Consider the following 309-nt stretch of genomic DNA (forward strand, 5'->3'; position numbering starts at 1 on the left):
CGCGCAGCTTTTCCTTCGAGGCGTCGACGACATGCTGGACGCCGAGTTTCTTGGCTAGCGCCAGCCGCACCGGGTTGATGTCAGTGATGACCACTTTGCGCGCGCCGACGCATTGGGCGACGAGCGCGCCCATGATGCCGATCGGCCCGGCGCCAGTCACCAGCACGTCCTCGCCGACCAGATCGAAGGACAATGCGGTGTGGACGGCATTGCCCAAGGGATCGAAGATCGCGGCAATCTCATCGGGCACATCGTCGGGGATCGGCACGACATTGTGCTGCGGGATCGCCAGATACTCGCCGAAGGCGC

At 64.4% G+C, this 309-nt stretch carries 1 protein-coding gene; it reads right to left on the reverse strand.

What is annotated here, in order from left to right:
• Positions 1 to 309, reverse strand: a 309-nt coding sequence (locus EOB49_RS35095; RefSeq protein WP_164781997.1) for a zinc-binding dehydrogenase, incomplete at both ends; no start/stop codon positions are given.

This window comes from Mesorhizobium sp. M7A.F.Ca.MR.148.00.0.0 (genome assembly GCF_003997735.1).
Taxonomy (GTDB): Bacteria; Pseudomonadota; Alphaproteobacteria; order Rhizobiales; family Rhizobiaceae; genus Mesorhizobium.